Annotated in this window: 30 protein-coding genes and 1 riboswitch; of the genes, 21 read left to right on the top strand and 9 right to left on the bottom strand. The window is 48.2% G+C overall.

Features of this window, described 5'->3' with window-relative positions; translation table 11 throughout:
* Positions 1-11 precede the first annotated feature (11 nt).
* The 18 genes from moaA to B9A14_RS15895 all read left to right on the top strand — a co-directional run bounded on the left by moaA (position 12) and on the right by B9A14_RS15895 (position 18,244).
* The gene (gene moaA, locus B9A14_RS15980) at positions 12-983 is read left to right on the top strand and encodes a GTP 3',8-cyclase MoaA (protein ID WP_084667212.1); all 972 of its coding nucleotides are present in this window, start codon (positions 12-14) and stop codon (positions 981-983) included.
* Positions 984-989: 6 nt separating this feature from the next.
* Entirely contained in the window at positions 990-1,490 is a 501-nt protein-coding gene (gene moaC, locus B9A14_RS15975; RefSeq protein ID WP_084666814.1) for a cyclic pyranopterin monophosphate synthase MoaC, read from the top strand.
* 99 nt (positions 1,491-1,589) lie between these two features.
* Positions 1,590-2,039 (top strand): MOSC domain-containing protein, encoded by a 450-nt coding sequence (locus tag B9A14_RS15970; RefSeq protein ID WP_084666813.1) that lies wholly within the window; start codon positions 1,590-1,592, stop codon positions 2,037-2,039.
* A 20-nt stretch (positions 2,040-2,059) separates the two neighbouring features.
* Positions 2,060-2,554, top strand: a complete 495-nt coding sequence (locus tag B9A14_RS15965) for a MogA/MoaB family molybdenum cofactor biosynthesis protein (RefSeq protein ID WP_084666812.1) — start codon at positions 2,060-2,062, stop codon at positions 2,552-2,554.
* A gap of 155 nt (positions 2,555-2,709) precedes the next feature.
* Complete coding sequence (groES, locus tag B9A14_RS15960; protein WP_084666811.1) at positions 2,710-2,997, top strand: co-chaperone GroES; 288 nt, start codon at positions 2,710-2,712, stop codon at positions 2,995-2,997.
* Between the two features lie 196 nt (positions 2,998-3,193).
* Entirely contained in the window at positions 3,194-3,985 is a 792-nt protein-coding gene (locus tag B9A14_RS15955) for a dihydroorotate dehydrogenase electron transfer subunit (RefSeq protein WP_084666810.1), read from the top strand.
* 8 nt (positions 3,986-3,993) lie between these two features.
* Complete coding sequence (locus B9A14_RS15950) at positions 3,994-4,914, top strand: dihydroorotate dehydrogenase (protein WP_084666809.1); 921 nt, start codon at positions 3,994-3,996, stop codon at positions 4,912-4,914.
* Between the two features lie 96 nt (positions 4,915-5,010).
* Positions 5,011-5,586, top strand: coding sequence for an orotate phosphoribosyltransferase (gene pyrE, locus B9A14_RS15945; RefSeq protein WP_084666808.1), 576 nt, complete (start codon positions 5,011-5,013; stop codon positions 5,584-5,586).
* 254 nt (positions 5,587-5,840) lie between these two features.
* Positions 5,841-6,473, top strand: a complete 633-nt coding sequence (locus B9A14_RS15940; RefSeq protein ID WP_084666807.1) for a corrinoid protein — start codon at positions 5,841-5,843, stop codon at positions 6,471-6,473.
* 18 nt (positions 6,474-6,491) lie between these two features.
* Positions 6,492-7,289 carry a methyltetrahydrofolate cobalamin methyltransferase gene (locus B9A14_RS15935; protein ID WP_084666806.1) on the top strand — a complete coding sequence of 266 codons (798 nt, stop codon included), beginning with the start codon at positions 6,492-6,494 and terminating at the stop codon, positions 7,287-7,289.
* 87 nt (positions 7,290-7,376) lie between these two features.
* On the top strand, positions 7,377-9,215 hold the full coding sequence (locus tag B9A14_RS18120) for a histidine kinase (RefSeq protein ID WP_172839192.1): 1,839 nt from the start codon (positions 7,377-7,379) through the stop codon (positions 9,213-9,215).
* Between the two features lie 20 nt (positions 9,216-9,235).
* Positions 9,236-10,855, top strand: a complete 1,620-nt coding sequence (locus B9A14_RS15925) for a response regulator (protein ID WP_084666804.1) — start codon at positions 9,236-9,238, stop codon at positions 10,853-10,855.
* Between the two features lies 1 nt (position 10,856).
* Positions 10,857-12,710, top strand: coding sequence for an ASKHA domain-containing protein (locus B9A14_RS15920; RefSeq protein ID WP_084666803.1), 1,854 nt, complete (start codon positions 10,857-10,859; stop codon positions 12,708-12,710).
* Positions 12,707-13,588: a uroporphyrinogen decarboxylase family protein gene (locus B9A14_RS15915; protein ID WP_084666802.1), complete on the top strand. Its 882-nt coding sequence runs from the start codon at positions 12,707-12,709 to the stop codon at positions 13,586-13,588. Before B9A14_RS15920 ends, B9A14_RS15915 begins: the two co-directional genes overlap by 4 nt.
* 95 nt (positions 13,589-13,683) lie before the next feature.
* Positions 13,684-14,379, top strand: a complete 696-nt coding sequence (locus tag B9A14_RS15910; protein ID WP_084666801.1) for a LolA-like protein — start codon at positions 13,684-13,686, stop codon at positions 14,377-14,379.
* Between the two features lie 8 nt (positions 14,380-14,387).
* Positions 14,388-14,532, bottom strand: a riboswitch (cyclic di-AMP (ydaO/yuaA leader).
* A 174-nt stretch (positions 14,533-14,706) separates the two neighbouring features.
* On the top strand, positions 14,707-15,249 hold the full coding sequence (gene hpt / locus B9A14_RS15905) for a hypoxanthine phosphoribosyltransferase (protein ID WP_084666800.1): 543 nt from the start codon (positions 14,707-14,709) through the stop codon (positions 15,247-15,249).
* A gap of 94 nt (positions 15,250-15,343) precedes the next feature.
* The gene (gene guaA, locus B9A14_RS15900) at positions 15,344-16,870 is read left to right on the top strand and encodes a glutamine-hydrolyzing GMP synthase (RefSeq protein ID WP_084666799.1); all 1,527 of its coding nucleotides are present in this window, start codon (positions 15,344-15,346) and stop codon (positions 16,868-16,870) included.
* An 81-nt stretch (positions 16,871-16,951) separates the two neighbouring features.
* A complete protein-coding gene (locus B9A14_RS15895) occupies positions 16,952-18,244 on the top strand; it encodes a DUF4830 domain-containing protein (protein ID WP_172839191.1) in 1,293 nt (430 codons plus the stop codon).
* 111 nt (positions 18,245-18,355) lie between these two features.
* On the opposite strand, the gene mntR is transcribed toward B9A14_RS15895, so the two are convergent.
* On the bottom strand, positions 18,356-18,847 hold the full coding sequence (gene mntR, locus B9A14_RS15890) for a transcriptional regulator MntR (protein WP_231967840.1): 492 nt from the start codon (positions 18,845-18,847) through the stop codon (positions 18,356-18,358).
* 454 nt (positions 18,848-19,301) lie between these two features.
* On the opposite strand from mntR, the gene B9A14_RS15885 reads away from it, so the two are divergent.
* Entirely contained in the window at positions 19,302-19,589 is a 288-nt protein-coding gene (locus B9A14_RS15885) for a FeoA family protein (protein ID WP_084666797.1), read from the top strand.
* Positions 19,590-19,613: 24 nt separating this feature from the next.
* Positions 19,614-21,584, top strand: coding sequence for a ferrous iron transport protein B (feoB, locus tag B9A14_RS15880; protein WP_084666796.1), 1,971 nt, complete (start codon positions 19,614-19,616; stop codon positions 21,582-21,584).
* 13 nt (positions 21,585-21,597) lie between these two features.
* Here the strand turns inward: feoB and B9A14_RS15875 are convergent, their stop codons facing one another.
* The 4 genes from B9A14_RS15875 to B9A14_RS15860 form a co-directional block, all read right to left on the bottom strand.
* Positions 21,598-22,056, bottom strand: a complete 459-nt coding sequence (locus B9A14_RS15875; RefSeq protein WP_084666795.1) for a helical membrane plugin domain-containing protein — start codon at positions 22,054-22,056, stop codon at positions 21,598-21,600.
* 15 nt (positions 22,057-22,071) lie between these two features.
* Positions 22,072-23,211, bottom strand: a complete 1,140-nt coding sequence (locus B9A14_RS15870; RefSeq protein ID WP_084666794.1) for an NAD(P)/FAD-dependent oxidoreductase — start codon at positions 23,209-23,211, stop codon at positions 22,072-22,074.
* A 67-nt stretch (positions 23,212-23,278) separates the two neighbouring features.
* Positions 23,279-23,521, bottom strand: coding sequence for a sulfurtransferase TusA family protein (locus B9A14_RS15865; RefSeq protein ID WP_197686533.1), 243 nt, complete (start codon positions 23,519-23,521; stop codon positions 23,279-23,281).
* A gap of 22 nt (positions 23,522-23,543) precedes the next feature.
* Positions 23,544-23,939 (bottom strand): DsrE/DsrF/DrsH-like family protein, encoded by a 396-nt coding sequence (locus B9A14_RS15860; RefSeq protein ID WP_084667210.1) that lies wholly within the window; start codon positions 23,937-23,939, stop codon positions 23,544-23,546.
* A gap of 342 nt (positions 23,940-24,281) precedes the next feature.
* Between B9A14_RS15860 and B9A14_RS15850 the strand changes: the two genes are divergently transcribed.
* On the top strand, positions 24,282-24,572 hold the full coding sequence (locus B9A14_RS15850; RefSeq protein ID WP_269456781.1) for an AzlC family ABC transporter permease: 291 nt from the start codon (positions 24,282-24,284) through the stop codon (positions 24,570-24,572).
* A 293-nt stretch (positions 24,573-24,865) separates the two neighbouring features.
* Here B9A14_RS15850 and B9A14_RS15845 read toward each other — a convergent pair whose 3' ends face one another.
* The 4 genes from B9A14_RS15845 to B9A14_RS15830 form a co-directional block, all read right to left on the bottom strand.
* Positions 24,866-25,423: a hypothetical protein gene (locus tag B9A14_RS15845; RefSeq protein ID WP_157109989.1), complete on the bottom strand. Its 558-nt coding sequence runs from the start codon at positions 25,421-25,423 to the stop codon at positions 24,866-24,868.
* Between the two features lie 198 nt (positions 25,424-25,621).
* Complete coding sequence (locus B9A14_RS15840; RefSeq protein ID WP_084666789.1) at positions 25,622-26,083, bottom strand: hypothetical protein; 462 nt, start codon at positions 26,081-26,083, stop codon at positions 25,622-25,624.
* Between the two features lie 30 nt (positions 26,084-26,113).
* Complete coding sequence (locus B9A14_RS15835; protein WP_084666788.1) at positions 26,114-26,356, bottom strand: DUF2933 domain-containing protein; 243 nt, start codon at positions 26,354-26,356, stop codon at positions 26,114-26,116.
* Positions 26,357-26,457: 101 nt separating this feature from the next.
* Positions 26,458-26,685, bottom strand: coding sequence for a hypothetical protein (locus B9A14_RS15830; protein ID WP_084666787.1), 228 nt, complete (start codon positions 26,683-26,685; stop codon positions 26,458-26,460).
* Between the last annotated feature and the right edge of the window lie 6 nt (positions 26,686-26,691).

The following is a 26,691-nucleotide window of genomic DNA, read 5'->3' as shown; positions in this document are numbered from 1 at the left end:
GGGAAAGGCCGGTGGAGGATACCTTCGGTCGCCGTATAAATTACTTGCGGGTATCTGTTACGGATCGCTGTAACCTCCGTTGCCGGTATTGTATGCCGGAGGAAGGGGTACCCCTAAAGAACCATGATGACATCTTACGGTTGGAAGAGATTGTAAGACTGGTGCAGGCAGCCCTTCAGGTAGGGATTAAGCGGATCCGGCTTACCGGTGGCGAGCCCTTAGTGCGGAAAAACCTGGTTTCCCTAGTACGAGAACTGGCTAGCTTGCCGGGGTTGGAAGAGATCTCTTTAACTACAAATGGTCAGCTTTTGGAATCCCTGGCCCTTCCCCTGAAGGAAGCAGGTTTAAAGAGGGTAAACATTAGTTTAGACACCTTGCAACCGGACCGCTATAGTTTTATTACCCGGGGTGGAAGTATAGAGGCCGTCTGGCGAGGTATCCGGGCTGCCCTGGCGGCCGGTCTAGTTCCTGTAAAATTAAATGTAGTGGTGGTACGCGGCTTCAACGAGGATGAAATCTTGGATTTTGCTTCTTTAGCCTTAAGGGAACCGTTACATGTGCGGTTCATAGAGCTTATGCCCATCGGCACAGCAGCCGGGGAGTATTTTGGTTATGTTCCCCTTCAAGAGATATGGAAACGGCTAGCGGCTAATTTTAAATTAGAACCTATGTTGGATCTGCCTGGGAATGGACCGGCCAGGAGCTTCCGGGTTGCTGGCGGCCCAGGGAGCGTGGGGTTTATAGGGGCTTTGAGCGAGCATTTTTGTAGCCGGTGCAATCGCTTAAGGCTTACAGCCGATGGGAAGCTCCGTCCTTGCCTTTATTGGCAGGCTGAAGTGGATATGAAAACCCCTTTAAGGTCGGGCGCCTCGGTGACAGAGCTGGCCAGGCTTTTCCAACAGGCTGTGTGCCTTAAGCCTTGGGGACATCGTTTAGAAGCGGGATGGAACGAGGGAAGTTTTATGTGCCAGCTGGGAGGATGAAAGGTTATGGATCAAGCTTTGACCCATATAGATTCCCGTGGCCAGGCGCGTATGGTGGATGTAGGAGCAAAGCCTGTTACTGAACGCCAAGCTATAGCCCGGGGGAAGGTGATCATGAACCCGGCTACTTTGAATCTTATCTTGGAAGGCAAAGGCCCTAAGGGAGACGTATTGGCCGTAGCCCGGGTGGCGGGGATCATGGCGGCTAAGAAAACAGGGGAGCTTATACCCCTATGTCATCCCTTGAACTTATCTTATGCCGCTTTAGAATTCCGGCCGCACCTGGATAAAGGGGTTTTGGAGATAGAAGCCCGGGTTAAAACTTCTGGTCAAACAGGGGTAGAATTGGAAGCCCTGGCGGCAGTGAGTGTTGCGGCCCTTACTATTTATGATATGTGCAAAGCTGTAGAGCGGGGAATAGTTATAAGCGATATCCGATTAGTGGAGAAAAGCGGGGGGCGGAGCGGGGTCTGGCAGCGGGAAGGTGAGGAAAGGTGGAACTTTTAGCTAGGTAAACAGGCTTTGGGGCTCGGCTAAGGTATTTGCGCTTTGGCTTTCCCAATTAAGCTACGCTTTAAAGAGATGCCTTTCGGGAGGAGGGAAACTGTGGGACGCATAGTAGCAGTATGCACGAGCCTGCGTAAAGGCGAGCGTAAGAGGAACATAGGTTGGGGGAGACTGATCCCCAACCATGGCCTGGAAGGTGATGCTCACGCGGGCCCCTGGCACCGGCAGGTCAGCCTCTTAGCCCTGGAGAGCATACGCAAGATGCAGGCCCAAGGACTTAAAGTGGGACCGGGAGATTTTGCAGAGAACCTGACTACTGAAGGATTAGACTTAAGGAGCCTTGTTCCGGGTACCAAATTGAAGATCGGTCCCGAGGCAGTAGTGGAAGTTACCCAGATAGGTAAAGTATGCCATGAACGCTGCGCCGTCTATTATCAGGCTGGTGACTGCATCATGCCGAGGGAAGGGATCTTTGCCAGGGTGTTAAAGGGCGGACCGGTCCAGGTAGGAGATAATATTGAGGTCGTTGATGGGCAAGGCGATGTTTAAAAACCGAGGTGATAAGTGAAATGATCCGGGTAGCTATCCTTACAGCGAGCGATAAAGGGGCCCGGGGAGAGCGGGAGGATAAGAGCGCCGAGGTGATCCGGGAGCTGGTGGCTAGGATCGGCGGCCAAGTGGTGGCTTATGCTGTAGTTCCTGACGAACGCCAGGTTATAGCTACCAAATTACGGGAGTTTTGTGATGAAGTGGGAGCGGATTTAATCCTTACCACAGGCGGGACGGGTTTCGGTCCGCGTGATGTAACACCGGAAGCTACTAAAGAAGTCATAGAGCGGGAGGTGCCGGGCTTGCCAGAAGCCATGCGGGCGCAAGGACTGAAGGTTACTCCTCAAGCTATGTTATCGCGTGCCGTGGCCGGGATCCGGGGGAAAAGTCTAATTATAAACCTGCCTGGGAGCCCTCGGGGAGTAAGGGAAAACCTGGAGGCGGTACTACCCGCTTTACCCCATGGTTTAGCCGTTTTGAAGGGAGAGGCTTCAGAATGCGCACGTTTAGATTAAGCTTTGTATAATTTTTTCTTTCTAGGAAAATGATAAGGAAAACTGCAGCGGGTACTTGCATTTTAGCCTCAAACCTAATATGATACTTTTTGGGTGTTAGCACTCCCCTAAAGTGAGTGCTAAAAACAAAGTTAAAAGGGAGGTAGAAGGGAGTTATGGCTTTTAAGCCGCTGGGTGACCGTGTATTAGTAAAGGTTATAGAAGCAGAAGAAAAAACTAAGGGAGGCATTGTGCTGCCGGATACGGCTAAGGAAAAGCCCCAGCAGGGAGAGGTTTTAGCAGTAGGTCCAGGAAGGGTTCTGGAGAATGGGCAACGCTTGCCCATGGAGGTCAAAAAGGGAGATAAGGTTATCTTCGCTAAGTACGCTGGAACAGAGGTTAAGGAAGGAGACCAGAAGTACCTCTTGATAAGCGAGAGGGATATCTTAGCGGTAATAGAGTAAAATTGTAGGAGGATAAACTTAGAGGTAAACTTAAGAAGGATAATTTCCTACATAAATAGATTAATCACCCCCATATTATTTTACTTTCCCAGCCCCGCAGGTAGAGCCGGGGCTTTTTTGTAGCCTATAGAAGGAAGGTAAAAGAAAGTGTCGAAAGATACTTCAAGTCGAACTTTAAGCCAAGGATGGGGAAAAGATGGCCCTGTGGGTAGGAGAGGTTGTGACTAATTTTCCTACGGGTCCTGGAATTTATCGTCTGCGGTTAAAGGCTCCGATAGAGGAGACTAAGCCAGGGCAATTCGTTCACCTGCGGTGCGGTTCAGGGTATGATCCTCTCTTGCGACGGCCGTTAAGCATCCACGATTTCGACCCAGGCAAGCAGGAAATAGAATTTCTCTACCGTGTAGTGGGCAAAGGTACGGCCTGGTTAGCTGCCCGGGTGCCGGGAGAGAGGATTTCCGGACTCGGTCCCTTAGGGCGGGGATTTGTAGTTCCTTTTGGTAAAAGATTAGCTCTGGTGGCCGGGGGTATGGGTTTGGCTCCCTTGTTTTTTTTGGCCCGGGAGGCTGTAGCCCAGGGGAATAGGGTAACCTTTTATCAAGGGGCGCGTAGCCGAAATTACCTTTTAAGGGAACGAGAGTTAGCCGAACTAGGAGTAGAGTTAGAAATAGCTACAGAGGATGGAAGCGCTGGGTTTACCGGCCTGGTAACTGATCTTTTAGCCGACCAGATTACTAGCCAACAATTCGACGGTATTTTCGCCTGCGGCCCACGGGATATGCTAGCTGTGGTGGCTAGCCTTGCCGCTACCCACCTTATACCTGCTCAGGTATCCTTGGAAGAACATATGGCCTGTGGCTTGGGCGCCTGCCGGGGATGTGCTGTGCCTATATACCAGGAGGATGGGAACTTGACCTATGAGAACGTTTGTTCTGAAGGGCCTGTGTTTCCTGCCCACCGTGTGGCTTGGGACGTCTTTGGGAGGTAGCGTCCATTATGAATCTTACCGTAGAACTGGCAGGTCTTAAACTGCAGAATCCTGTAATGCCGGCCTCGGGTACCTTTGGCTTCGGGGAAGAATATGCTTCTTATGTGGACTTAAATGCCCTAGGAGCCTTGGTTACCAAAAGTATTACCCTGGAGCCTAGGCTGGGTAACCCGCCCCCGCGGATAGTGGAAACCCCTGCTGGGCTCCTTAACTCTATAGGGCTACAAAATCCAGGTTTAGAAGCTTTTATCCGGGAGAAGATGCCCTTCTTACGGCGCTTTAGGCCGCCCATCATCGTAAATATTGCTGGCAGTACCGTGGATGAATATGCTGAACTGGCCAGGCGTTTAGGAGAAGTCCCAGGAGTAGCCGCCTTGGAAGTAAATATTTCTTGTCCTAATGTTAAGGAGGGCGGGATGGCCTTCGGGAGCGAGCCTGAACAAGCTGCAGAGGTAATACAGGCGGTCCGCCGGGTAACCACCCTTCCTATTATTGCCAAGCTTACCCCTAACGTTACAGACATAGTAGCTGTGGCCCAGGCTGTAGAGAGGGCAGGTGCGGATGCCCTATCTTTAATAAATACTCTGGTGGGTATGGCAGTAGACTGGGAGAAACGAAGGCCGGTTCTGGGGAATATAGTGGGGGGCTTGAGCGGGCCTGCTATTAAGCCTATAGCCCTTTACGCTGTTTGGAGGGTGGCGAGGTCGGTGAAGATCCCTGTTATAGGTATGGGAGGTATAATGACCGCCACCGATGCCCTAGAATTCCTTTTGGTAGGTGCTCGGGCGGTGGCGGTGGGTACTGCCAACCTGGTATCCCCCCAGGCCATGCTGGAGATAATCGAGGGTTTGAGAGAGTATCTGATGCAGAACAATATTGACGACATAAACAAAATAATTGGGAGCTTAGAGCTAACCTCGCCCCTTTAATTGTTTCTTCATTTTCAGGGCCATTAAAGGGAGGGTATAGCTTCTAAGATATTTATAGGCGCTTGCAAAATTAGGTAGGAGGGGTAGATAAATTATATGCTCGGACCCGAAGAGATAATGACCATTTTCCGGCGTACTGGTGTACTTTGGGAGGGGCATTTTATTTTAAGTTCTGGGCTTCATGCCGGCCGGTATCTTCAGTGTGCAAGAGTCTTACAATACCCGGAGGAAGCTTCAAAGCTTTGTTCCGCTCTAGCCGAACATTTTGGGGGACAAGAGATAACAGCAGTAGTAGGTCCAGCTACAGGAGCTATCATTATCGCTTATGAGGTGGCTAGGGCGTTACGGGCTCGGGCCCTATTTACAGAGAGGGAAGAGGGGAAAATGACCCTCCGTCGAGGCTTTTGCCTGGAACCTAAAGATAAGGTCCTGGTAGTAGAGGATGTGATTACCACTGGAGGATCAGTAAAGGAGGTAATAGAAGTGGTAAAAGATTGGGGAGCTACTCCCGTAGGGGTCGGGGCCTTGGTAGACCGTAGCGGGGGAAAGGTGGATTTAGGCTTGCCCTTAAAGGCTTTGTTGACTATGGAAATTGAAAACTACAGGCCAGAGGAATGTCCCCTATGCCGCCAAGGGCTTCCTGCAGTAAAGCCGGGAAGTAGAAAAATATGAAGAGGGTAAGGTAGAAGTAAGGGAGCTTTCCCCTAGGACGAGAAGATCTAGGAAGCAGGAAAAATATAAAGAAGGTAAGGTGGCAAAACCCAAGCGATCCAGGATTACCGGTAGCACCATGGAACTGGAAAATATTAAGAAGGCGAGGTAATGAGCAAGAAAGCAAACAGATGACAATAATTTATCCTTGTCCTTATGCAACCTTAAAAATAAACTTAAAAATGAATACAAATCATCGCATAGGGGGAAAAGCTATGGCCATCCTAGAAGAAATTAAAGAAGCCCTTATGGCGGGAAACGCCAACAAAGTACGGGAGGGTGTAAACAAGGCCTTAGAAGAGGGTATAGCTCCTACCACCATTATTAACGATGCCCTCATCGCCGCTATGAACGTTGTGGGGATAAAGTTTAAGAACAACGAAATTTATGTACCTGAGGTTTTGGTGGCTGCCAGGGCCATGCATGCTGGTATGGAAGTGGTTAAGCCTATGCTTGCGGGAGATTCCCTCCAGGAAAAGGGTACGATGGTCATCGGGACAGTGAAAGGTGATCTTCATGATATTGGGAAGAATCTAGTTATTATGATGATGGAAGGAGCCGGTTTTAAGGTTATAGACCTAGGTATTGATGTACCGGCAGAGAAGTTTGTACAGGCGGTAGAAGAACATAAGCCCCAAGTAGTAGGTATGTCTGCCTTGCTTACTTCCACCATGATGCAAATGAAGAAGACTATCGAGGCTTTGGCCGCTTACCGCGACCGGATTAAGATCATCGTGGGTGGCGCTCCAGTGACTCAGAAGTTTGCTGATGAGATCGGCGCTGACGGTTATGCCCCCGATGCAGCTTCAGCTGTAGATAAGGTTAAGGAACTTTTAGGCATCGCTTAAGGTTTAGGAGGAAAATGGATGCTTATTGTAGGGGAACTTATCAATTCTAGTCGCAAACCCATAGCCCAGGCTATTGCAGCCCGGGATAAGGCTTATTTGCAGGATCTGGCTGTAAAACAAGTAGAGGCAGGAGCTAACATCATCGATGTTAACTGCGGTACCAGCCTGGGTGAGGAAGCTTCAATTATGGCCTGGCTGGTAGACATTATTCAAGAAGTGGTAGATGTTCCCCTCTGTATAGATACTCCTAGCCCGGAAGCTTTAGAAGCTGGTCTTTCCCGTCATAAGGGGAAGGCCATGATTAATTCCATCACGGCGGAGAAAGAACGCTGGGAGAAGGTTTTACCTTTGGTAACTAAGTACAAGGCTTCAGTTATCGGTTTATGTATGGATGATACTGGTATGCCGGAGACGGTAGAAGATCGGCTTAGGGTAGCGGAAAGAATTGTTTCAGGACTTATATCAGCTGGTGTTCCTCTAGAGGACATTTATCTTGATCCCCTTATTAAACCCTTGGGAGTGAATAGTTCTTACGGTAAGGAAGCTCTAGAGAGTACCCGGGCTTTAAAGGAGAAGTTTCCTAAAGTACATCTTATTTGTGGGCTTTCTAATGTTTCCTATGGGTTACCAGAAAGACGGCTGCTTAACCGGGCCTTTGCTATCATGTGTTTAACTATGGGTATGGACGCCTTTATTTTAGATCCCTTAGACCGTTCCCTTATGTCCTTGCTTACCGCTGCTAAAGCCCTGGCTGGTCTTGATGAGTATTGCTTGGAATATATTACAGCTGCCCGCTCCGGCAAATTAGTGGTATAATATTAACAAATAGAAAGGCACCTTCCGGCTGTGGCGGGGAATTCCTAGCTGCAGCCTTTTTTCATACCTTAAGGAGGGGGCAGTGTGGTGCCTTTTTTAGAGGAAATTGTGGAGGCTGTGATCAGTGGCAATGCTTACAAGGTTAAAGAAGAAGTGCAGCGGGCTCTCAAGGCAGGTGTGGAACCTGTCCGGATTATTACCGAAGGTTTTGTTAGGGCCATGGATATAGTCAGTGAGAAATTTGAGCATAACGAAATTTATGTGACCGATCTTATCATTACTGCCCGAGCCTTACACACTGGTATGAAGGAACTTAAACCTTACATGGTCACTGGCCAGGTACAGCCGGTGGGAAGGGCAGTTATAGGAACTGTTCAGGGAGATATCCATGACATAGGTAAGAATTTAGTGGGTATAATGCTAGAAGCTTCTGGTTTTGAGGTAATCGATCTGGGTGTAAATGTGGCTCCCAGCGCGTTTGTGGAAGCGGTAATCAAACATCGACCTCAGGTATTATGTTTATCTGCCCTCTTATCTTCAACTAGGTCGGCCATGGCGGAAACTATCCGAGCGCTAGAAGAAGCGGGGTTACGTCATAAGGTGAAGGTAGTGGTAGGAGGAACGCCTCTAAACGCTACCTTGGCAGCCAGGATGGGGGCCGATGGCTATGCGCCGGATGCTACCAGCGCTGTCCCCCTCATTAAGGGACTCATAGGTGCAGACCGCCAGCGTCGGGTTAACCTGGAGCCAACTACTTTGATAAAAGCCTTAGAGAGGGATTCTTTGGAGGAATTACAGCGTTCTTTTAGACACCTTATAGGCCTAGAAATTGTTATAGTAGATGCTCGAGGTAATCCTTTATCTCCCTTAGGCGGTTTTTTAGAGTGTTCTCATTATTGCCAGCTAGGAGGCGCTTCGGTTAAACCTTCTTCTTCCAGGGAAGAGCTGACGACCTATGTGGGGAGCTACAGGGGAGCCTTTGTCTATCGTTGTCCTGCTGGGCTAGTGGAAATTTCTTACCCCTTAGCTAACGAGGATGGGCCGATAGGAGCTATCCTGTGCGGGCATTGTTTGTTAGTTGGGGACGAACTAGAGAAACTAGATGGGAAGATACCTGTCCTTTCGCTAACCGATTTAGAGGCGGTATGTGGCCTTCTTTCCTTTATGGCCGGGCAGATCATACAGCTTAATTCCGCCCTGGTTTCTTGCAAGGAACTAGAAGAGGAGCGCAACAGTTTCATCCATTTTTTAAAGAAGCAGCATCAACTTGAACAGGCTTTAAAAGATGCAGAGTTTAAGGCCCTGCAGTCCCAGGTTAATCCCCACTTTCTTTTTAACACCTTAAACGCTATTTCCCGGCTAGCTCTGTTGGAAGGAGCTCACACTACAGAAAAGATGGTGGGGGCCCTGGCTAGGCTTATGCGTTATACCTTATATAGACTTAAGGGGTTAGTGACTCTACGAGAAGAGCTGGGGGTTGTTCAGGATTATCTTTTCATCCAGCAAACCCGTTTTAGCGATAGACTTATCAGCGAAATTGAGATAGAACCCCAGGTGTTGGAAGCACGGCTACCCTGTATGGTCCTCCAGCCTTTGGTGGAAAACGCTGTAATTCACGGGCTGGAGCCTTTGAAAGAAGGTGGTATAATTTATATCAAGGGTCGCCTTGTAGGTTCCCAAGTCCACTTAGAAATCCGGGATACAGGAGTAGGAATACCTGATGAAAAACAAAAAGAGATTTTTGATCTGGAGATAAGCCGGAGCGGGAAGGGCCAGCTTACTGGGCTGGGCATTGTCAATGTTTACCGCCGTCTCCAGCATTATTTCGGAGCTGAGTGTGCCCTTAATGTCCACAGTCAGCCTGGGGCAGGAACGAGTATCCAGTTGACTTTTCCCTTTATAAAAGAGGAATTCTCTAAGGGTTAAAGTAGGGGGTTGGAGAGAGGTTGTTGAAACTATTGATCGCTGACGATGAGCCTTTGGAGCGCCAAGCCATCCGCTATGTGTTACAAAGGGAGCGACCTGCCTACCAGGTAGTAGGTGAGGGCCGGGACGGGACTGAGGCTGTCCGCCTAGCTCAAAGGCTTTCCCCTGATGTAGTGCTCCTGGATATAAAGATGCCAGTCATGGACGGGTTGGAAGCCGGGAAAGTTATTCGTAAGCTACGGCCAGAAGCTCGGCTCATCTTTATTACAGCTTATGATGAGTTTGCCTACGCCCAGGAAGCTGTAGCTTTAGGTGCTTCTCGCTATTTGCTTAAACCTGTGGCGACAGAAGAACTGGTAACTTTATTAGATGACCTGGCCCAGGAGATAGAAAAGGAACGGCTGGCCAGGGAAGAAACTGAGCAGCTGCGCTCGGCCTTAGAAGAAATGCTTCCCTTAATACGCCAGGGGTTTGCCCTGGATCTGGTAGCGGGCCATATTGAGCCTGAGGAAATCAAGGCCCGGGCCGAATTTTTAGGTTTGGCTTCCCTTCCTCGCCTAGTCATGGTCGCAGCTATAGATAGATTTCCAGCGCGACCTGGTGGCTTACTAGAGGCAGAGCGCCAATATCTTAAGAAAAAGGTATGGCACATTCTAGAAGAAACAGCTTCTGAATGGCGAGGAGCCTTGGTGGTCCCAGGCCTTAAGGAGGAGTTTCTCCTTTTGCTTTCTACTGACCACCTGCCTGACCGGGTGAGGGTGCGGGAAGAGGCCATATGTTTGGCTAAGAAGCTATGCGAGAAGGTGCGCCAGCTTACTCCCCTAACCATTACAGTAGGTATTGGGCGACCGGTAATTGAACCTGTACAACTTAGTCGGTCTTATGCTGAGGCCGCGGCGGCTGCTGAGTACCGCATCCTTTATGGTGGCGACCAGGTGATCCATGCCGATGACGTTACGGTGCTGCCCCGTTCCCGGGAACCCTTTAGTTCCCCAGCTGAACAAAGTTTAAGTTTAGCTATACGGTTGGGGGATAAGGAGGCGGCTTGGCGTCATCTTACCCATATAATGGCAGAAGCCATCTTTAAGCAAGAGGTACGGCCTCCGGTACTTAAAGTTAAAATTTTAGAATTAATAAGTTTGGCTACCAGATCAGCCTTGGAAGCAGGGGCTAATCCTGACGAGATTGCCGAAGTAATGCTTGCTGGAAGTACTGAGCTGGTCATGGGAGAATCTTTAAACGAGTTACAAACTAGGGTCAAGGAAAAGATTGGTATATTAGTAGATAAAGTAGTACAGGCGCGGGAACAGCGTAACAACAATTTGATAGACCGGGCTATCAAGTTTATTAAAGAAAACTATCACCGTGATATTTCCTTGGAAGATGTAGCCCACCATGTTTATTTAAGCCCATGTTATTTTAGCCGCCTTTTTAAGCAAGTGCAGGGCGAAAATTTTATAGATTACCTTACCCGGGTGAGATTAGAGGTGGCTAAAGAGCTGCTTCTACGTACGGATCTTTCTATAAACGAAATAGCGGCTAGGGTAGGCTACAGGGATTACCGTTATTTTGGCCAGGTTTTTAAAAAAATGGAAGGATATACACCTACTATATTCCGCAAAAAGATGGGAGGAGGCTAAATTGGTTCAGAAAATTACTGTCGATTTTGAGCCCATAGGACGGCGGGTGGAAGCCACGCCAGGCCAGACTATTTTGGCTGTAGCCCAGGGAGCCGGTTTCACCTTGGGAGCTGGGGGAGTTTACTCGCCCTGTGGAGGTAAGGGTTTGTGTGGCCGGTGTAGGGTAAGGGTGAAGGGTGAGGGATTATCTCCCTTGACTGAAGCCGAACGTAGGGTGTTCACGCCTCAGCAAATAGCTGAAGGCTTCCGTTTAGCTTGTCAGGCCGCCCTTTACGCTCCAGTGAAGGTGGAGATCCCGCCGGAATCTATGGTGGGTATCCAAAAGCTTCAAGTAGAGGGAATAGAAGTAGAAGTTATGCCGGAACCCCCGGTGGCGCGGTATACCTTAACCACGGAGCAAACCACTATAGAAAATCCGCGACCAGTATGGCAGCAAGTGGCCCAGAGGTTGGCTTCCGACTATAACCTTTCCCAGCTTCAAGTGGATATGGAGCTTGCCCGCCAGGAGCCTCCTTTGGCTCAGGCTAAAGGAGGTACAGTAACAGTAAAAGGCCGGGAGATTGTTAACTGCTTTTTCCACCGGCCCGTACCTCCTCCTGTGGGCCTGGCGGTGGATCTAGGTACTACCAAAGTGGCCGGTTTTCTAGTCCATCTGGAAACCGGCGCTACCTTGGCCAGCGAAGGGATCATGAATCCCCAAATTGCTTATGGAGAAGATGTGATGAGCCGCCTTGCTTACGCCCTGGAGGATGAAGGCCAATATCAGCGCATACACCAAGTTATAATTGACGGTTTGAATCGCTTAGCGAAAGATTTGGCTACCCGCGCAGGATTGGAGACTAAGGATATTGAAGAAGCAGTCATCGTCGGCAATACGGCCATGCACCATCTCCTCCTTCGATTGCCCATCGCCCAGCTGGCCCGGGCGCCTTATGTGGCAGCTGTTACTACTCCGGTGGAGATCAAGGCCCGTGACCTGGGTTTAAGTTTCAGTCCCGGTGCCTATGTTTACCTTATGCCGGTTATTGCAGGATTCGTAGGTGGAGATCATGTAGCTATGATCTTGGGAAGCCGGCTGGACAGGACGGATAAGATAGTGCTAGGGCTAGATATAGGGACCAATACCGAGATTGTACTAAAATATAATGGCCGGATGCTCTCCTGCTCCTGTGCCTCAGGTCCAGCCTTCGAAGGAGCCCATATCCTCCATGGGATGCGAGCAGTACAGGGGGCCATCCAAGCTGTACGTTTAAAGGATGGGGGTACCGAGGTAGAACTAGAGACTATAGCTGACGCGGCTCCCTTAGGTATTTGTGGCTCTGGTATTTTAGATGCTGTAGCTGAACTCTACAGGACAGGGGTTATCGATGTTCATGGACGCCTTAACCGCCAGCATCCTAGGGTTCGCGTGCCAGAAGGAGGGCCAGCGGAGTTTCTCCTTGTACCTGCCTCTGAGAGTGGAACAGGTGAGGATATTGTGATTACCCAGAAGGATATAGGGGAGATTCTGCTGGCTAAAGCAGCTATAGCTACGGGAACCGAACTTCTGCTTAAGGCCGCAGGTCTGGGTGTAGAAGACATACAAGAGGTAGTGGTGGCCGGGGCCTTCGGCACCCATCTTAAGGTGGCCAGTGCTGTAGCCATTGGTATGTTCCCGCCCCTGCCTCTCGAACTTTTCCGGCAGGTAGGTAACGCTGCAGGTACTGGGGCACGGGCAGCCCTGGTATCTCTAGCTGAGCGCAGGCGGGCGGAGGAAATAGCCAAGCAGGTAGGGTACCTGGAGTTAATGGTGCAACCTTCCTTCCAGGATACCTTTGTTTCCTCCCTTAGTTTACCAGAGAGGAGTTCTCTATGACTAGGGCGGAAAGGGTATACCGCGCCTTGACTCGCCAGGCCCTGGACCGGGTGCCGAAAGGGGAGTGGCAGTTGGCTCCAGGATTGGTGGCTGCTCTCCTGGGCAAAACAAGCCCGATTACGTGGGAGGATGAAGTCGCCGCAAGAAAGCTTTTAGGGATGGACCTGGTAGGGTTGACTGCGGGAGTTTCAGAAAAAGAAGCCAGTTCCTTTAAGCGGTGGCGGGAAGATACCGATTTTTTCATCTTCGCCCTTGTAGACGGCCCTTTCCAAAGGGCAGCCAAGAAAATGGGTTTTATGGATTTCTTATGCCGGGTAGCTAACCGGGAAGAACAAATAATGGAGCTTGCCCAGGATGAGGCCCGGCAGGGTACAGAAGAAGCTCTAAGGGCCGTAGAGGCTGGTGCCCATGGTGTAATCCTGGCCGATGATATAGCCTATACCCGTGGCCTTTATATCAGCCCCATCCTGGTACGAGATCTTTTTTTGCCCCTTTGGGAGCGCCAGGTGGCTAAGTTAAAGGAGTACCAGGTTCCGGTTTTCTTCCATTCGGATGGGAACATCCAGGATCTTTTACCTTATTTGGTGAAAGCCGGGTTTACAGGGGTACATTCTTTAGAGCCAGCAAGTGGTATGGATATAAGTAAGATTAAACACGAATATGGTAACGAGCTTTGCTTGATGGGTAACTTTGACCTCGATTTTTTGATTAGGGCTTCCGAAAAGGAGATTGAAAAAGCGGTAAGGGAGCTTATGACTATAGCAGCCCCAGGCGGTGGCTTCATCTTTTCCACCAGCAGCGGGTGCCTGGGGCCGGAACTCCCAGCGGAGAAGGTCCTAACCCTTTACCGAGCGGCTGGGCGTTGGGGGGAATATTAGAAACATTTACCACCATTATTATGCTGGCATAACCCCTCCCTAAGGGAATTAAGTATTTTATAAAAAAATACCTAGCCAGGGAGGGGTGGGTAGAATTGAAAATCCCTCTACCTAAACTAAATCTTAGGATAGCCCTGGTAGTCCTGGCTTTGGTTTTAGCCAGTACCTGGGGCTATAAATTTTATTGGCAAGAGATCAGAGTGACACCCGAGGAACTATTGGTTAAAGCCCTAGATACAACCCATGCCCTTAAAAGTTATCGTTTCCACTTGGAGGCCTTCCTGGAAACAGAGGGAGGATGCATTGAGATAAGCAGAGTGAGCGGGGAACGTACACCTGCAGGAGATTTACACCTTTGGGGTAAGATGACCGGCCAGGAGGTAGACATTTACCAGGTAAAGGATACTACTTACTTCAAAGATCCTGTATCCCAGCGGTGGATGGTTACTCCTGGGAACAACCCATTACAACAAGAGATTTTTCTGGTAGAGGTAAATCCCCTGTCCATCCTCAAAATAACCAAGGTAAAAGAGCTACATTATAAAGGAAGGCAGAAAAATATGCCTGGACGCCCTTATCTTTTAGTTTTACGGCCAGAAATAAATAATGCCCTCCTTACCGCTTACTGGGGGAATTTTGCCTGTAAGCTCTGGATTGACAGGGGGACCACCTATATTCAACAAGCAGAGCTGGTGGCTGAACATCGTCAAAAGCCGGGGGATAGGCTTCTAATTAAGCTTGAGTTATACGATTTCAATAAGCGTATTAACGTTAAGCCACCTCTCCAATAAAACAAAAGTCCACCCGGCTCTCACGCCTACGGGGTTAGCTGACGGGTGCGGGCCGAGTACCTAGCCCTACCGCACAGGTAGTGTGCGGATTAACCCCTTACTTTGGGTCCCCCGCTTTCTTCCACAGCCGAAGAAATTCGGCGATAAGGGTGGAAGGAGTAAAATTTTTTATTAAAGGAGTTGATGGCACTTTATATTCTACCATAGGGGTTTAAGTTTGTTAAGGGGCCTTATTTGTTAACTCATACTGGCAGGATTTTTTTTGCTTACGGCGAAGTTAGCTTTGTCTATGGGCTCATGTTAAAATCTTAAAGGGGGAATAAAAATTTGCGTGAAGATATCGCCCAAGTACTGGTTACAGGTGAACAGATTAAACAGAGGGTGAAGGAGCTGGGGGAAGCCATAAGCCGTGATTATGAAGGGAAAGATCTGTTAGTGGTTGGTATTTTGAAAGGTGCTATAATTTTTTTAGCGGATTTAGTCCGCGAAATTACCATTCCCATCACCCTCGATTTTATGGCCGTGTCTAGCTACGGCAGCGGTACTAGTTCTTCTGGAGTAGTGCGCATACTTAAAGATCTGGAGGTACCGGTAGAAGATAAACACGTGCTTATTGTAGAAGATATCGTGGATACTGGCCTAACTTTAAAATATCTCCTGGACAACCTTCGAGCACGCCAGCCTTTGAGTCTAAAATGTTGTACTATATTGGATAAGCCTGAACGCCGTTTAGTGGACGTTCAAATTGACTACCGTGGTTTTTGCATTCCTGATTACTTCGTAGTAGGCTACGGCCTGGACTATAACCAAAAGTACCGCCACTTGCCAGATATTTGCGTGCTTAAACCCGAAGTTTATCGCCGTAGCTAATGGTGAATCCTGGACAGCTTCAAAACATGTTATTCTTAAAGAAGAGTTAAGGGAGCAGGTAAGCATCCTGGGAGAGAGGTTGAAATTATAGATTATGGATCTAGTGTTGGTTTTGGACTTCGGAGGACAATATAATCAGCTGATTGCTCGCCGCATACGGGAATGTCACGTGTATTGCGAGATGATCCCTTATTATACACCCTTAAAAGAGATCCTGGCCCGTAAGCCTAAAGGTATTGTTTTTTCTGGAGGACCAGCTAGTGTGTATGCTCCTCGGGCTCCTCGTATTGATCCGGCCTTGTATGAAGCCGGAATCCCCATCCTAGGTATTTGTTACGGTATGCAGCTTATGGCCCACGATTTAGGGGGAAGGGTAGAGGAAGCTCAGGGGAAAGAATATGGTAAGACGATGTTAGAAATAATATCCAGAGATGCCTTATTTGAAGGGCTTCCTTCACCTATGCAATGTTGGATGAGCCACGGGGATTATATTAGCTCTCCACCACCAGGGTTCCAGGTTACTGCTCGTTCGGAGTATACTCCTGTAGCTGCCATGAGCGATCCCCAACGCCGGCTTTATGGTGTCCAGTTTCATCCAGAGGTCAAACACACACCTCTGGGGCAGGAGATCTTACGCCGCTTTTTGTATAAGGTTTGCGGAGTAAAAGGGGACTGGACGGTTAGCTCTTTTATTGAAGAACAGGTGAAGGCTATCCGGGAAAAGGTGGGCAAGGGCAAAGCTTTGTGCGCCTTGAGTGGCGGGGTAGATTCTTCTGTAGCGGCAGCCCTGGTGCATAAGGCCATCGGCGACCAGCTGGTATGTATTTTTGTCAACCATGGCCTTCTACGCCAGGGAGAGGCCGAGCAGGTCCGCGAAACCTTTGGCCAAACCTTTAATATAAACCTAATTTATGTAGACGCAAGCCATCGTTTTTTAAACCGCCTTCGGGGAGTGCTAGATCCAGAAGAAAAGCGTAAAATCATTGGGGAAGAGTTCATTCGGGTTTTTGAGGAAGAGGCCCGGAAACTTGGGAGGGTAGATTTCTTGGTTCAGGGAACCCTTTACCCGGATGTAATTGAGAGTGGGACGGAGACTGCTGCGGTAATCAAAAGCCACCACAACGTGGGAGGGTTGCCTGCGGATATGGAATTTGAGCTTATAGAGCCCCTCCGACTTCTCTTTAAAGACGAAGTGCGCCAGGTAGGCCTAGAGTTGGGGTTGCCAGAGGAGATAGTATGGCGGCATCCCTTTCCTGGCCCTGGGTTAGCCATCCGCATCCTGGGGGAGGTAACAGAAGAAAAGCTTTCTATTTTACGCCAAGCGGATGCCATTGTACAGGAAGAGATACACCGGGCAGGGCTATATCGTGAGCTCTGGCAGTCTTTTGCTGTATTAGCTTCCATGAAAAGTGTAGGGGTTATGGGGGATGAGCGCACCTACGCTTATCCCATTATCATCCGGGCGGTGGTCAGCGAAGATGCCATGACCGCTGACTGGGCCAGGTTACCTTATGAAGTGTTAGAGCGTATCTCTTCCCGGATTGTTAATGAGGTGCGTCAGGTAAATCGTGTACTTTATGATATCACTTCTAAACCCCCGGCTACCATTGAATGGGAGTAAGCGAATTTGTTTAAACTAGGAACAGGGCTTGTAAGTAAGCCCTGGACCAAGGTTTTTATTTATAGGGGAGGGGATAAGGACGTGAGGCGCAAGACCAGCATTATATTGTTCTTGTCCCTGCTATCGCTCATCCTCATTTTGGCCTTGAGTCTTGTTCGGCCCCAGGTAACTACTGCTGCCAAGTACCCGGAATTTAAGGATGCTATAGTGGGTTTGGAGCTCTATGTGGAAGAGGGTGCAGGTGATAAGGTAAGGGTAGTAAATATTGAAGACAAAAAAATAGCTGCCAAGCTTATCTCCTACCTGGATCAGGCGCAACATGCTCAGCCTCCAGCTACCTGGCCCTGGAAAAAGCATTACTTGGTTTTTAAGGTTCAGGAGACAGACCAGGTGGCCCGCAGTAGGGAGTACGTCTATTTATTTAAGGATTTTGCTCCTGAGGAGCCTGGCTATCTTGCCCTGGAAAATACCTGGTACCAAGTGCCGCCCCAGTTTAATATCCTGCTCCTTTCCCTCACGGAATACAAAAACGCAACCAGCGAGGTCGAACCCGAGGATGTGGCTTTCTTGCGCCAGTACGGCTGGGATGTCTTGTTTAAGGCTAACACTATGGAGGGGAAGCTGCCTGATAGACTAGTACATAATGCTGGCGACTTCCCTGTGGTGATCTACTGGGCTTATAATAATGAGCTTAATAAGGACGTGGGGCTGGATATTACCCCCTACTTAGGTAAAGAAGTGCGAGTTAACCTTTATAAACTTGAGCAACCCCTACCAGAATTTGTACAGACCCAGCGTTGGAGCGGAAGAGCAGTAATAGTCAAGTACGAAAATAAAATTGTAGGTGCCTGGCTAGATGCTGGAAGACCTCTCGGCTTTGCCTGTTCCCTTAAGGGACGTCGGTTAGAAGAGATAACTGGAAAGTCTTGGGGTCAGTGGCTAATGGGGGTAGTAAATCCTGAAGACCCCTTAGAGAAACGGTTGTCTTCTTTAGGCCCGGAAGAGCTTATCCGTACTTTCTATGAAGCTGTGGGTAACGGGGACAAGCGGACAGCCCATGCTACTTTAAGTCGGCGAAATCTGATAGGGTATCTTTTCCGCAACATGGATAATAACCGCCTGTATAATCCTTCGTTTAGTGTCCTCGATCGGGACGGGCTAAATAATGTGGCGGCAGCCAAGATAGTAAGTATCCGGGAGCTTCCCCCTCAGGAGAAGGATACTCCAGAAGTGAAGCGCTACCAGGTGGCTGTTCATCTAACCTTTAGACGAGCCATAACGGCTGAAAGTGGAGTACAGGTACTTTTCCTGACCCTCCGCCAGGAGATACCTGGTATGGGCTGGCGCATAGATAGTATAGGTTTTGGCCCCTGATTCCAAAATAGATAGATACCCCGGGCCAGATCTAACTCTGCTGATTGACTAAGGCTTTGGGCTCGTTACCACACGGGTAATAGGGTTAGCGTTGTGCTTACAAAATCTATATCAGAGTGCGCTATAGTCGGAAAACTGAACACAATATTCCTGATAGGCCTTAAGCCATGCGGGATGTTCCCGGAAGAAGTGTACTAAGCGGCTAATACAAGTTAAGGCTTCGTGGCTCAAGTTGTGCTCGATTTTTTCGGTATCTTCCAGGATATGACTAGTTGCTCCTATTATTTTTAAGAATTCAGCCAAGGTATTATGTCTGGCCAATAATCTTCTTCCTACTTGGCTACCTGACGGCGTTAGCTTAATAACGCCGTATTTTTCGTATATTAAGTAGTTAGCTTCAGCTAAGCGCTGAACCATTTTGGTGGCTGATGAAGGCTGTACATTTAAGGCTGCCGCCAGTTCCTGGATACGGGTATAACCGTTTTTTTCCGCGAGGCGATATATCATTTCCAAGTAATCTTCCATACTAGGTGTAAGAGCCCCTATCTCCTGTTCTAGAAGGGCATAGCCTCGAAAAGTGCGAAATTGTTCTTCTTTATGCAATTTCCTCACCACCTTTTATAATAGGCTCCATTGCCTTTGTGGAGTGTACCCATTCTTTTTAGGTTACCCTCCCTAAGATAGTATACGTTCCTGGTAGGTCATAAGAGCCTTAGGTTTAGGAGCGGCTAACTTTTTTAGAGGAGTCCAAAAGTGGGCTCCTTTCATATTATCTACCAAGGCTAACTTAAAAGCTTGTTTATTATAGAGATAAACAGCTTAGACTGCCTCGTCCTTTGGCTGGGTTATCCCCCGCAAGGCCTATTTAGGTTTGAAAGCAAGGTCCTTTCTTTGAGCGGTAGCTAAGAGCGGTAGCTAAACTTTAACAAGATCTCAAGCGAAAGACAGGGATGAGGAGAAAGGGAGCAAAGACTAGCCTTACAGCTTAAGGATGCCCCATGGACCATCTTGAAGGTTTTTTCAAACTGGAAAACAGGTTTAGGAAGGAGGAGGCTAAATGGAAGATAATATAGGTTTTACGAGCCAAGGATGCCCCTTGGCTGAACTTCCGGAACATACCTGGGGGCGGATTACTCAAGTTTTTGGCGAAGGGTTTTGGCGCCGCCGCCTCCTAGAACTAGGGTTTACCCCTGGTACAGTAGTGGAAGTGGTAAGGACTAGCCTAGTGGGGGATCCAGTAGCTTATCGCATAAAGGGGACCACTATTGCGTTACGGAAGGAACAAGCTGCCCTGATATTTGTCCAGCCCCTTTTTAACGCTACTTGTATCGTGGGGAACTCTTAAAAGCTTAAGGAGGTGGAGCAGGATATGGGACTTAAGAAATTTGTCCCTTTACCCTGGAAGAAACCTACCCATACCCTTCCCCTAACGAATGAGCCTCCACCTGTAGTCGTCGCTTTAGTTGGTAACCCTAATACAGGTAAAAGTACCCTTTTTAACGCTCTGACGGGTTTACGTCAACACACAGGAAACTGGCCAGGTAAAACGGTAAGCCTTGGTCAGGGGATATACCGGTATAAAGATAGGCAGTTTATGCTCATAGATTTGCCAGGGACCTATTCTTTGCAACCCGGCTCTCCAGAAGAAGAAATCACCCATGACTTTCTACTCGGAGGCACACCCCGGGTGGTAGTGGTGGTGGCTGATGCCACCGCCTTAGAGCGAAGCCTTCTACTAACTTTGCAGGTCATTAATTTAGGGAAAGTTGTCTTATGTATTAACCTAATAGATGAAGCTAAGAAGCGAGGTCTAGAGATAGACACTAGTGTTTTGAGCCGTGAATTGGGGATTCCTGTAGTGGCTACAGTGGCTCGCAGCGGACAGGGATTAACCGAGTTGCGAGAGGCTATTTATAATCTTACGTCTGACTTCCGTACTAGTAACACTGAGGTGTGTTCTCTTGCCCAACAAAACCGGGGTTGCCTTATAGGTGGGAAGCTTACATTGTCCTCCTGCCCGGAGAGAAAGCTTGGTCAGTTAGAAGATATTACGACCCTCTATCGGCAGGCGGAAAGCTTAGTTCAAAAAGCAATGATTAAAAAATCAGGGGAGGGTGCCTTTGCGCGGGACCGATGGCTGGATGATATTATCACTTCCAAGTGGATCGGCTTACCCCTCATGGTTTTACTCCTGGGGGCGGTATTTTGGATTACTTTAATAGGGGCTAACTATCCTTCGGAACTTTTAACTAAACTTTTTTCTAACCTAGAGCAAAAATTAATTTTAGCCACCGATTACCTAAGCCTACCACTCTGGCTCCGCGGGCTGGTTGTGGAGGGGGTTTACCAGACAACTGCTTGGGTGGTGTCGGTAATGCTACCTCCTATGGCCATCTTTTTTCCCTGTTTTACCTTTCTAGAAGAGTTGGGATATCTCCCCCGAGTAGCTTTTACCCTGGACGGTCTTTTTAAGCTTGTGGGTACGTGTGGCAAGCAGGCCTTGACTATGGGTATGGGGTTTGGTTGTAACGCCGCGGGGGTTACCGCCTGCCGGATTATCGATTCCCCGCGGGAGCGTTTGATAGCTATGCTCACGAACGTGTTTGTACCCTGTAATGGCCGCTTTCCTTTACTTATATCCTTGGCTAGCATTTTTTTTGCTGGAACGAGCGGAAATTCCTTAGTGGCAGCAGCGGCTGTCACTGGACTTGTTCTGTTCGGGATACTTATAACCCTTGCGGTTTCCTGGATATTATCGCGGACTCTTTTGCACGGTGTACCTTCAGCCTTTGCCTTAGAGCTTCCTCCCTTCAGATGGCCCAGGATAGGGAGCTTACTTATCCGTTCCTTTTTAGATCGCACTATATTTGTTTTGGGGAGAGCAGTAACTGTTGCCGCCCCTGCCGGGGCCCTGACCTGGCTTCTAGCCAACACCCATATAGCGGAGCAGAGCTTACTAAATTTGGCAGCCGGGTACCTGCAGCCCCTGGCCAGATCCTTGGGTTTAGATGGGTATATTCTTTTAGCTTTTATTCTAGCTTTGCCGGCCAACGAACTTGTTTTACCCCTTTTGCTTATGGCCTATCTTAACTTGGGGACCCTGGTAGAACTGGATAGCTTGGAGGCGCTGGCAACTTTATTGAAATCCTATGGTTGGACTTGGACCACAGCTCTATCAGTTACGCTCTTTAGCCTTCTTCATTACCCCTGTGCTACCACTTTGCTTTCTATTTACAAGGAGACCAGGAGTTTGAAATGGACTATACTAGCCTTTACGATTCCTTTAAGTATCGCCTTAGTAGTTTTGCTATTATTAAATGTAGTTTTAAAGTTGTTCTAGATTGCCCCGAGCTCTATTCTTTTACTTGAGCAAAGTTTAGATGCGCAGAGAACTTTTGTAAAAAGGAAACAAATATTCCCAAACTCCTTTTAACTTGGGGGTCCTGATTTAATAGCCGGAGCAGGCTCCATAAGCTTTTTGGGGGTTGGTTTTTGTTTTCCTGAATAGCTTCCTCTAAGGCCTGGATAGTACTGGCTATGAGTTGGTCCCCGCCTAGGGATTGGATACGGTCCAAGAGGGATACGGTGTTTACCACTTGGGAGAGGACACTACTGATTACACCTGGTGTCAAGGAATCCTTGGCAGCCTGGATAACTACACCTAGCTTTATGAGGGTATCGAGGGTACCAGTTTCTTGCCACCTGTTTAATTGTTGTAGGAGGGTCTTAAGGTTGTTATTGACCTTTTCCAGCTCTTGCAGAAGTTCTGAGGTCTCGGAGTGATTTAAGTTATAAGCGACTCCATGAGCCATTTTCTCCACTCCCTTTTACAAAATGCCACGAGCGGCCAACCAGTATATTTCGTTATAAGAGAGCTTAAACCAGTGCAACATTTCCGAGGGAGGAGAAAGCCTCGGCGGTTGTTCATAATTGAAAGTTATATAGGTAGCCTCCTTTAAACCGGTCTCAATGAAGCAGAAAGCTTTGCCGTCGTAACGGTGGGAGGCCGGTATCCCTTTTACTTCGCTGATTATATTTTTAACCACTATATCTGCCTCATAATGGGCGGTAGAACCGGCCTTGCTGACCGGGAGGTTAGTAGCATCGCCCACCACATAAACGTTATCCTGTCCTTCCATTTTTAAGGTATAGCGGTCGGTGGGAATAAATCCATCTTCATCCCCTAAACCGGAATCTTTAATAACTTGGGCTCCGCGGTGGGCCGGGATGGAGACGAGCAAATCAAAAGGGTGTTCTGACCCGTCCATGTTGTAGGCAATTTTCTTCTCTGGATCGACCTTTTCCAGGTTGAAGAATACTTCGTACTCGATCCCTCGCCTATCAAATTCTTGAACAGCCCAGCTCGCAATAGCTTCCATGGAATGGACGCGCCCGATGGGATAAGTGTATTTTAATTTTACTTTATCACGGATACCCAATTCCCTATAAAAATCATCAGCCATAAAGATAAACTCTAAGGGCGCAACGGGACACTTATGGGGCACATCAATGGTTAAGAGCAAAGTGCCGCCCTTAAAATTTAACATGGCCTCCCGTAACTTAACTGCGCCGTCCGGAGTATAGAAGGTGTGGCCGGCTTCCGCCAGGCCGGGCACCGAGTTCATATCGGGGTAGGATCCGGTGGCTATCACTAAAAAGTCATAATCAAAGGATTGCCTCTCAGTAATAACCTTGTAGCCCTTAACATCTATGATCTTTGCTTCGTCAATAACTAAATTAATTCTGGGGTGTAATAGATATTTCTCCTCTTTTTTGAACTGATCCATAAAGCCTTCATTAAAAGCTATAAATAAAAAACCTGGTTGGTAAATATGCTGAGCGGTATTTGTTATTAGCACTATTTCTAGCTCACCATCATAGACCTCTTTGACCATAGATTTGGCTAACCGGTTGGCCACCATAGTACCGGCTACGCCGCCACCGACAATGACTATACGTTTGGTCATCAGCCTGACCTCCACCTAAATCGCATTCTGGGGTATGCGCCGATACCGGCGCATACCCCACACTTCTTTACTTCGTTTTTCTTACCGCGATGCGCCAGAAATCGCCCTCTGGCTTGCAATAAATTAGTTCATGACCCATTTTGTTGACCCATTCTGGTACATCTTTGGCCGAACCGCTATCACTGGACAACAATTCATATACATCTCCTACCTGGCCACGCTTAATGGCTTTGACCAGTTCCATAAGCGGGCCTGGACAGTAGGAGCCCCGGGCATCAATAGTCTTAGTAATGCTTACTTCTTCAGACACGAATATACCCCCCATAACCTTTTTACATTACGATGACTTGGCTACCTGCAGCCTTGCCCAGGAAAGCAGTAACGCCAATTATATCGTCAAAGATATCTATGAAATCTTCTTTTTTCCATCCCATCAGGTCTATGGCCATAGCACATCCAAATACCTTTAAGTTCCCCATCTCCTTACCGTTTTCTAAGAGCTTATAGAATAGATCTACTTGTTTGTTGAGCATTTCCTGGCCGATAAGACCTGCTTTAAAGTCCTTAGCTTCAATTACCTCTTTACGGAAGGATCTTAAAGCTTCCATAGTAACAAAGACGTTGACTTCCATTCCCGACATGGAGGCCACTGAACTGATAAGGCACCCGGCTTGCAACTTCTCTAGTTCTCCGGAAAGTAAGATAACAGACAGTTTGGGTTGTTCCATAAGAATCCTCCTTCCTTGATTAAAGTGAAAGTGAACTTTTGGCCGAATCCCGAAATCTTTGTTTTCTACTAAATACATATTCGACAAGGCCCAGAAAATTCCTCCTATGCTTTAAAATTTCTTCGCAAAAAATTACTACAGCGAAGAAGAAGGGAATATGTTAAAAAACAGGCCCCGTTCACGGCGCAAGTTTTCCATATCTTTTGCCTTAAGGAGAGGTAGGAAAGCGGCAAAAAAGGAAGAACCTTTAAAGGTAAAGCCAGAGACAGGAGTAGATATTACGGGGGGCATTTATGCCGAAAAAAGTAAGAGAGAAGGAAAGGGAAAACCCTTCTTTAAGAGATTGCCGGGTCGTCGCAGTTCGTGGCCATTAGCATGACTGCGGCAGGAGCCACAGCTAGTCAGATTATTCTAGCTACCTTTCTGCTAAACTTGCGTCACCTGCTTATGGGAGCGTCCCTGGCCCCTTACCTCGTCGGGGTCAAGTTCTGGAAACTTGCAATACTGGGCCATTTCCTGAATGACGAATCTTACGCCCTTACGATTAGCCGCTTTCAACTGGATTTTGCCTTTTTGGGGGCCTTCATTGGCCTTCTGGTTCCTCAACTTAAAGATATGGCAATTAATACTTGAAAGACCTAACTAGGTTTTGACCCATTATCGTGCTCAGCGTGCTCCAACCGTCTATTATGGCTGTGACCGCTGTACCGGTGACCTCCGCAACATCCACCCCCGAAGCGCATCATTAAAAACATTAATCCGCCTAAAATGAGGTAAGGGAAATATGCGGAAAGAAATTCCATGGTTATCTCCTCCTTTGTGTAATTATTAAAACAAAACCCTCCACCATGAAGATCAGGGGGTTACCCCTTTTAGGTTGTTTAAAGAAAGTTTGCTATATGTATGGACAAATTGTAAATTTTTGGCTAAGGGAGTTCCCATTTAAATACGCGCTCAGGCACCTCACCTAGGCCCTTAATAATTAAAGTTAAATCCTTAACTGGCTCGTCGACCGGGGCGGTAAAACGTAAGATACCTTCAGGGTGGTGAGCATCCGCGGACACCAGTTGCCAGGTTCCTTTCCCCGCTTCCTGCCCATTGATTTTGAGGGAGGTAGAACCGGCAAAATCGAAGCTCATCAAATTGCCTGCATGGGTAGTCAAAGCAATGTTAAAGACTAGGTTAGAGGTTAGGTCCCGTTCCTGTTCCGGTGTGGGCTTTTGTCCGCGTGCCCTTAAGTATTCCGGGGTGACCCAAGTAATTTCCACCTCTATACCACCTTTAGATTCCCGCCGCTCATAAAATGTGGCCTCCAGGGGCCTTTGGGGAACCGGGGGTTTGTTGTTGGGTTGTTGTTTTTGGTCGGGGTTTAGCGGGCTTTGTTTAAGGTCCTGTTTTAGAACCTGGCTCTGATCCTTACCAGATTGTGTTTCGGCCCCTTTTTCTTCCCGTAATTCTGTTGTCTTTTCCTTTTCTACCTGCACTTGTTGGGATTCTGACGTTTTCTCCCCTGACGGGGAGCTAGATTGCTTTTTTTCCCAGCCGCACCCGACCAGAAGTGTTGTAAACAACAAAAGGATAAAGACTAAAAGTAGGCCTTTTCTTTGAGTCAAATTTTCCACCTTCCTTTTACTTAGATTTACCCCCAAGCTGGGCCAATGCTAAAGCAGAGTGGGCCTAGTTCAAAGCCGGAAGCCATGCCTGGTTATCATGCGTACCATGAGATAAATACCCAGCAGATTTATAGCTATACCGACCCACATAACAGGATAGCGGTATTGTTCAAAAAAGATGGCCACTCCCGAGGCTGCTAATACAGGCAAAACTTCCCCTATGTGGTGTAGGCAACAGGCTAGCATGGAGACGGTAGAAGCTCCTGTTCCCGAAGCTGCCACCGCTCCTGCCCCGCGCACCCGCACCAGCTTCTGTACTTGTCGTATATAGCTAAAAAGACCTACCTGGGTACCAAATCCAGCAGCAATGAGCAGGACATAAAAGGCATCTTGAGCCAGGAGTTCCCTGCTATGTTTAAAGGAACCGGAAGTAAATCCTACCACCAAAAAATAAAAGGTTAAAAGGATTAAGGAGGCTATCAACCCCACCAACACCGCTCGCCTTAGGATCAACCTCTTATCTGGCTTCAATCGCATTCCCCCCAAATATATAAATTACGACTAATTATCAGGCGGCTTATCTTTCCGGGGGTATTCCTCCTGCTTATGTCCCTGCAGCATAAGAAGATGCATAAGGGGACAAAGCAAAAACAATAACCCGGCCCAAGCGCCACTCAAACCCAGGGCCCCGCTGGCCTCCCTGTTTACCGCACTACCCAATCCACTGAGAAGGAGAAACACGGCTATAAGCATTAAGCCACAGCCTAACAGCATCAGGAGGTGGTGATTTTTTCTATGATGCATTAACGACCCTTCCTTTCAGGATATTTGGGCAAGCATTTTCGCTTAATTACTAAGATCAAGGCAAATTGAAACAAGGCCAGTTAAAATAAAGGTTCCTTTTGTTACGGCCGGTACCTTTTCTGCACCCAGGGGATGACCAAGGGCATAGTGATGATCATAGTCAGGATGAAGACCCAGGCGGCGCCGCCGTAGCGGGCCACCAGAGTATAGGTCTTGCCTGTAGCATAGGTCAGTAAGAGAAAAAGCAGAGCTGCTACAAGGGAAATTCCGGTATAAAGAAGAGCGCTTATTTTGGCCACTTTGTCAGTATTATTGGGGTTATTAGGCATCTTAAT

This window comes from Thermanaeromonas toyohensis ToBE, from assembly GCF_900176005.1.
Lineage (GTDB): Bacteria > Bacillota > DSM-521 > Neomoorellales > Neomoorellaceae > Thermanaeromonas > Thermanaeromonas toyohensis.
The sequence above is the reverse complement of the archived record's forward strand: the minus strand, read 5'-3'. Positions and strand labels throughout refer to the sequence as shown.